This window comes from Vallitalea sediminicola (genome assembly GCF_054408565.1).
On sequence record NZ_BTPT01000079.1, the window covers coordinates 1 to 6,466 of the forward strand.

Consider the following 6,466-nt stretch of genomic DNA (forward strand, 5'->3'; position numbering starts at 1 on the left):
TATTTTTTCTTTCAACCTATCACTCCTCATAATTTAGTTCAGTTATCTTATTTTCTAGATATTTATTAAATTGGGTCAAGAATTTACTTACTGTTTCTAAATCCCTATTATCAAGTTTCTCAAAAAAATTTTTATCCCTTTCTTCCCATGCACAATGACGTTTGTGGTGTTCGTCAAATAAAAGTTTACCCTTGTCAGTTAAATTATAATAGATTTCTTTTTTATTATCTTTGCACTTATAGCTTGTAATAGCTCCCTTAGCAACTAATTTTTTGATTATTTTACTTATAGCACTTCTAGTCATTGATAACTTAGATGATAATTTTGTTACATTAGGATTATCTAGTTTACCTATTAAGTCAATACAATGAATTTCTGAGTATCCATAACCATGTAGAAATTCTTTAGAAGTTAGCTTAGTTAATATATCTTGTTTTTCAAAAAGCTCTGTAAATTTTGAAATCAACAATTCTGGATATGACATATAAACCTCCTGTAATTTGTTTCCTTGGAAACAATAATAATATATATTTATTTAAATGTCAATAGAAAAAGGTGAAATTGAATTCTTATTGAAATATGAATATCCCAACTTTCCTAGTGGTAAACTATACTAAGATAACAATAAGGAAGGTGAAAATATGTCACAAACTGTTCAAAGAAAAGAAAATAAATTAGCTGATGAAAAATCTCCATATCTATTGCAGCATAAGATGAATCCTGTAGATTGGTATCCATGGGGAGAAGAGGCTATAAAACAAGCACAGAAGGAAGATAAACCCATTTTTCTTAGTATAGGTTATAGTACCTGCCATTGGTGTCATGTAATGGAAAGAGAGTCATTTGAAGATAATGAAATCGCTAATATATTAAATAATAACTTTATATCAATAAAGGTAGATAGAGAAGAAAGACCTGATATTGATTCCGTATATATGGACGTTTGTCAAAAATTAACAGGAGGTGGGGGGTGGCCTCTCAGCATATTCATTACACCTGAACAAAAACCATTCTACGCAGGAACTTATTTTCCAAAGCATTCAATGTATGGTAGAGTAGGATTTATTGATTTACTTAATAATATATCAAAAATATGGTCGGATAATAAGCAAGAATTAATAAATAAGAGTGATGAAATTTTACGTCATATAAATTTAATAAAAACTGATGAAAAAGTCGAAATCAATCAAGGTACAATAGATTTAGCTTATCAGGAATTAATGGAAGGTTTTGATTTGAGATATGGAGGATTTAATAAGCCACCTAAATTTCCCACACCCCATAATTTATTCTATTTATTTAAAAAGTATATATTGTATAAAGATGAACATGCATTAAATATGTGTGTTAAAACACTAGAAGGTATGTATAGAGGTGGAATATACGACCATATTGGCAGTGGATTTTCTAGGTATTCAACTGACAGAGAATGGCTAGTACCTCATTTTGAAAAAATGTTATATGATAATGCCTTACTAATAATGGCATACACACAAGGTTATATGTGTACTAAGAAAGAAGATTTCAAAAGAGTAGTTGAAGATACAATTAATTATCTGACTAGAGATATGTTAGATATAAATGGAGGATTTTACTCTGCGGAAGATGCAGATTCAGAAGGAGAAGAAGGAAAATTTTATATCTTCAGTAAAAGAGAAATATTGGATGTACTTGGCATAAAAGATAGTGAAATATTTTGTAATGTATACAATGTTACAGAAGAAGGTAATTTTGAAAGTAAAAATATCCTAAATTTAATTGACACAGAATTATCTATCGTAACTGAACATGATAAATTATTGAAAGAATGCAAACAAAAATTATTTGATTATAGAAATAAAAGAGTTAGACCACATAGAGATGATAAAATCTTAACCTCTTGGAATGGTCTTATCATAGCGGCACTAGCTACCGCAGGTAGATATTTGAAAAATGATAAATACATTGATTATGCTAAAAACACTGTCAATTTTATTTACAATAATCTAACAAAAGAAGATGGAGGATTATATGTTAGGTATAGAGATGGCGAAAGAAAGAATGATGGATATTTAGATGATTACGCTTTTATGATCTGGGGGTTAATAGAATTATATGAAACTACTTTTGATAAATTTTACTTAAAGTGGGCTGTGGATCTCAATAATTATATGATTAATAATTTTTGGGATAATGGGGATGGTGCATTCTTTTTATATAGTACTAAAAGTGAAAAATTAATTTCTAGACCAAAAGAAATATATGATGGTGCGATACCTTCTGGTAATTCTGTAGCAGCGTATTGTTTGCTAAAATTAAGTAGATTGACTGGTGAGGTATCCCTAGAAGAAAAAGCAAATAGGATTATCGAAGTTTTTTCAACTCAAATAAATAGTTATCCTAGATATTATTCTTTTATATTACAAGTGGTCATGATACTTGCAAAAAGCAATAAAGATATAGTGATATCTGGAAGTTATGAAGATGGTGAAGTTAGAACTTTTATTGACAAAATAAATGATAAGTATAACAGTTATTTTACTATATTAATCAATGATGGTAGTGAAGAAATTACTGAAATAAATCATGGTATTGAAGATAAAAGAAAAATAAGTGATAAGAATACAATATATATATGTGAGAATTACTCTTGTAAATCCCCAATAACTGATTTAAGTAAAGCAATTGATAAAATTATGGATAAACATACTGATTAGTTCTTATTTATATAATATCCAGTATACCAAGTATATCCTATATTTCATATATCTAAGATATGAATATAGGATAGTTTTGCTTTTTTATAAAGATTCTATTATTTTGTAGTTAAACGTTTTGCTATACATGGATATATAATATGAAAAATAATATTTCAGTAAACTTTTATTAATAATAGATAATATGCAAGATTCCTTTACTGTACAGTGATTAGATAACTATGATACATTAAAATACATTTAGGCAAATATAGCATATTTCATAATAATAATTAGTTTTTCATAATAAAAATATCTAATATTGACTAAATATGTATTAAATGTTATTATAAATAAAGCAAAACGTTTAGACGTTATCTAACATAAAACCATTAAACAATTAATTTTAAACATTAGATAGAATTTTTCGATAACATAATAACTAAAGACATAACAATTTTCTTGTGAGTAGAATGGATTTCTATAATAGTTAATATAGATTTACAATTAACAAGATAACATGTTATGTCTTTTTTGTTTAGTTTATTGTAATATGTTTATTTAACGTTAAATACAAGAGGAGGTTAATTATGGATAAAAAAGATTGGAGAAATGTATCTGGTAAATATTATGATTGGAAGGTAACGAAAAAACCTGAAAGAACTTATATTCATGACTATTCCAAAACTTTGACAATGAAATTATTTTGTTCTATACCTGATAATAAAGGAAATAGTATTGTAGCTTGTAAATTTGATGAAGTTTTAGAAATAATTAAAAAGATAGATGTCTTTACAAGAGGTATAGATAAAATAATTTATCTTGTAGGATGGCAATTCCAAGGTCATGATGATAAATATCCTTCTTGGTCGCAAGTAAATGAAGAGTTGAAGAGGGAAGAAGATAATACTGGACTTGATAGCCTAAAGTGGTTGATGAATGAAGCATTAAGTTATAATACTACAGTTAGTTTACATATAAACATGACAGATGCATATAAAGATAGCCCATTATGGGATACATATGTTGAAAATGATCTGATTTCCAAAGAAGAAGATGGCTCTTTATTAAAAATTGGTACATGGAACGAGAAAGACGCTTATCAAGTTTGTTACAAAAATGAATGGGAAAGCGGATATACAATTAAAAGAATTGATAACTTATTAGAGATGTTACCTATCAGAAAAGCTGGTACTGTACATATTGATGCTTTTTTCGCAAGAGAAAGTAGAGGACATTCAATATTACTTGAAGAGGAACAATCTTATAGAAGAAAGATAATCAGGTATTGGAGAGATAGAGAAATTGATGTTACTAGCGAATTCATTTATCGGGAAAATGGTATAGATGATTTAATTGGGTTAGTACCTATGGTATGGCATATTAATCAAACTGTTGAGGATTACTTGGAAAGATCAGCGACTCTATTAACTGGTGGGAGAATAAATAGAGATTTAACTGATTTTGATAATAGACTAGGGATTTTATTTGGAGAAAGCATTCATGGAGAAGGATTGCTAATTAATCAAAAAAACCTTAGAATTATACAACCTGATTGGGAAACCAAATTTATTGAAGATTTTTGTCTAGAAGTAGTACCATGGTATTTTCTGAATCGATTTAATAGATTAGAAGTAACGGGATTAATACCAAATAGATTAGCTTATTATGATAATGATGTGATCGTTAAAGAAAAGGATAAACAAATACTCAATGGAAATAGGCTTATAAAAGATGACACCAATATTTTTGTAGAAACATATTGGAAAACCAATAAAGAGATAATAGCTTATAGTGTTAGTGGATATGAAGATAAGCAATGGAAGCTTCCTGATAGTTGGAGGGATGTCAAGATAGTGAATATAAATATAATTACAGGGGATGGGTTAGTTCCTCTACATAATGAAGTACCAGTTAATAATGATTCATTAACACTGACGCTAGAATCAAATCAAGGTATTTTAATTGAACCGATAAAGTTTTAGACTACTAATAATTTAATAAGGAAGTGTGTAATATGGTGAGAATTCATTTCAGGCGATCTATTTTTATTAAACTATGTACTGTGTTCTTCTTTATTATACTTACACTTTTTTTAATTGGCTATAGTGTGTATAATTGGGGAATTAACAAAGTACGTGATGAGATTGTCCAGAATGTGTGTGTGACCAATCAAAATTTCTCATATAATCTTAATAATGAACTTAAGAGAATAATTACATTACAATATGAACTTACTAATGATTGGGACTTAACAAAACTTAGCACTGGTATTGGTAGCTTCAACAGCTATGAAAAATCTCTTGTTGTTTTACGAGTCAGAGATAAAATATCTGCAATAAAAACAAGTAGTCAATTAATTGATGAGATAAAAGTTGTAGTACCATCAATAAACAAAACCATAGGTACTAATACAATAGGGGAAGTTACACAAGATTGTATGACGCTTATTAATACATATAAAGATATGGATAATAAGCAGATCATATATTATGACAACAAGTTGCTATTAATATCTGAATATCCACAGATATATTTTAAACGAGGTCTGCAACCTAATTTCTTGATTTTTGCATCTATTAATACTTCTAATGTTAATAAATTTTTAGATAATATGAGCATACATAAAGAAAGTGATGGTTTTGTTTGCAGTAATAGTAGAGATATGCTTATGGGAAGTAATGGAGATAAAGAAATAAACGATAGGATAAAAGAACTCATTGATAATGAAGAAGGAACAAAAATTACTTTAGATACTAAATATGTTAAAGATACATATATGTTCAATGAAAAAATCAAAGGTAATAATTACTTGATAGTCTATTCTGATACTGGTGTAGAGGACATCAAGTTAGTTAGGTATATACCTGATAATGTGGCATTTGGTGATCTTAATATATATAGTATCATTATGTGGATATTCGCTATAGTTACAATTATCCTGATAATATTATTCTCTAAGTCGCTATATGATACTATTCATGAACCATTAAAAAAACTTGTAGATGCCTTCGATAAAATAGAGCATATTGAATCTGTAGTAACTATAGAGCATCATAGAAAAGATGAATTCAAATATATTTACGATAGCTTTAACAAAATGAGCCGTAAATTACATAATCTTATAGAGCAAGTTTATAAGCAAAAAATTCTAGTACAGAAATCTGAATTGAAACAATTACAAGCTCAGATTAATCCGCATTTTCTATATAATAGTTTTATAATGTTAAAAAATAGAATAGAAGCTGAAGATGTTGAGTTTGCCTCTGAATTCTGTAGTGAACTTGGATCTTTTTTCATGTTCATTACTAGAAATAAAAAGGATATTGTACCACTAAAGAATGAAGTAGAACACGCAGTAACATATTCAAGGATACAACATGCTCGTTTTTCTAACAGATTGAATATAAAAATTGAAGAATTACCAAAAGAATACGAAACTCTTCTTGTGCCAAAAATCATCTTGCAACCTATATTAGAAAATGCATTTGAACATACGCTAGAAAATATGGAGCATGGTGGTATTCTAGAAATGGTCTATGAAACGAATGATGACTATTTAGATATCATTATATCTGATAATGGAGAAATCAAAGATGAAAAAATTAAACAAATGGAAAATAATTTAAATAGAACAGATATTGAAGTTACAGGGATGATTAATATACATAAAAGACTCAAATTAATATACTCAAACAAATATGGGTTAGTTCTTACAAGAAGTGAATATGGGGGATTAAAAGTAATTATTAGAATTCCAATAGACAAAAACGAGGAGCCAGCTATACAAA

General features: G+C 27.9%; 4 protein-coding genes. 3 read left to right on the forward strand and 1 reads right to left on the reverse strand.

All coding sequences use genetic code 11. From position 1 onward, the window contains the following. Positions 1-19: 19 nt before the first annotated feature. A complete protein-coding gene (locus ACX6CF_RS23995) occupies positions 20-484 on the reverse strand; it encodes a MarR family winged helix-turn-helix transcriptional regulator (protein ID WP_458787907.1) in 465 nt (154 codons plus the stop codon). Positions 485-641: 157 nt separating this feature from the next. Here ACX6CF_RS23995 and ACX6CF_RS24000 point away from each other — a divergent pair, with 157 nt between their 5' ends. The 3 genes from ACX6CF_RS24000 to ACX6CF_RS24010 all read left to right on the forward strand — a co-directional run. After that, complete coding sequence (locus ACX6CF_RS24000) at positions 642-2,696, forward strand: thioredoxin domain-containing protein (protein ID WP_458787908.1); 2,055 nt, start codon at positions 642-644, stop codon at positions 2,694-2,696. Between the two features lie 569 nt (positions 2,697-3,265). Beyond that, positions 3,266-4,660 carry an endo-alpha-N-acetylgalactosaminidase family protein gene (locus ACX6CF_RS24005; protein ID WP_458787909.1) on the forward strand — a complete coding sequence of 465 codons (1,395 nt, stop codon included), beginning with the start codon at positions 3,266-3,268 and terminating at the stop codon, positions 4,658-4,660. Positions 4,661-4,692: 32 nt separating this feature from the next. Beyond that, positions 4,693-6,466 (forward strand): sensor histidine kinase (locus ACX6CF_RS24010; protein WP_458787910.1); only part of this gene is annotated, 1,774 nt, incomplete at its 3' end.

Bases quoted from the DNA above. Each gene is read 5' to 3' on its own strand.
- ACX6CF_RS23995 (WP_458787907.1), bottom strand. From the start codon at position 484: ATGTCATATCCAGAATTGTTGATTTCAAAATTTACAGAGCTTTTTGAA.
- ACX6CF_RS24000 (WP_458787908.1), top strand. From the start codon at position 642: ATGTCACAAACTGTTCAAAGAAAAGAAAATAAATTAGCTGATGAAAAA.
- ACX6CF_RS24005 (WP_458787909.1), top strand. From the start codon at position 3,266: ATGGATAAAAAAGATTGGAGAAATGTATCTGGTAAATATTATGATTGG.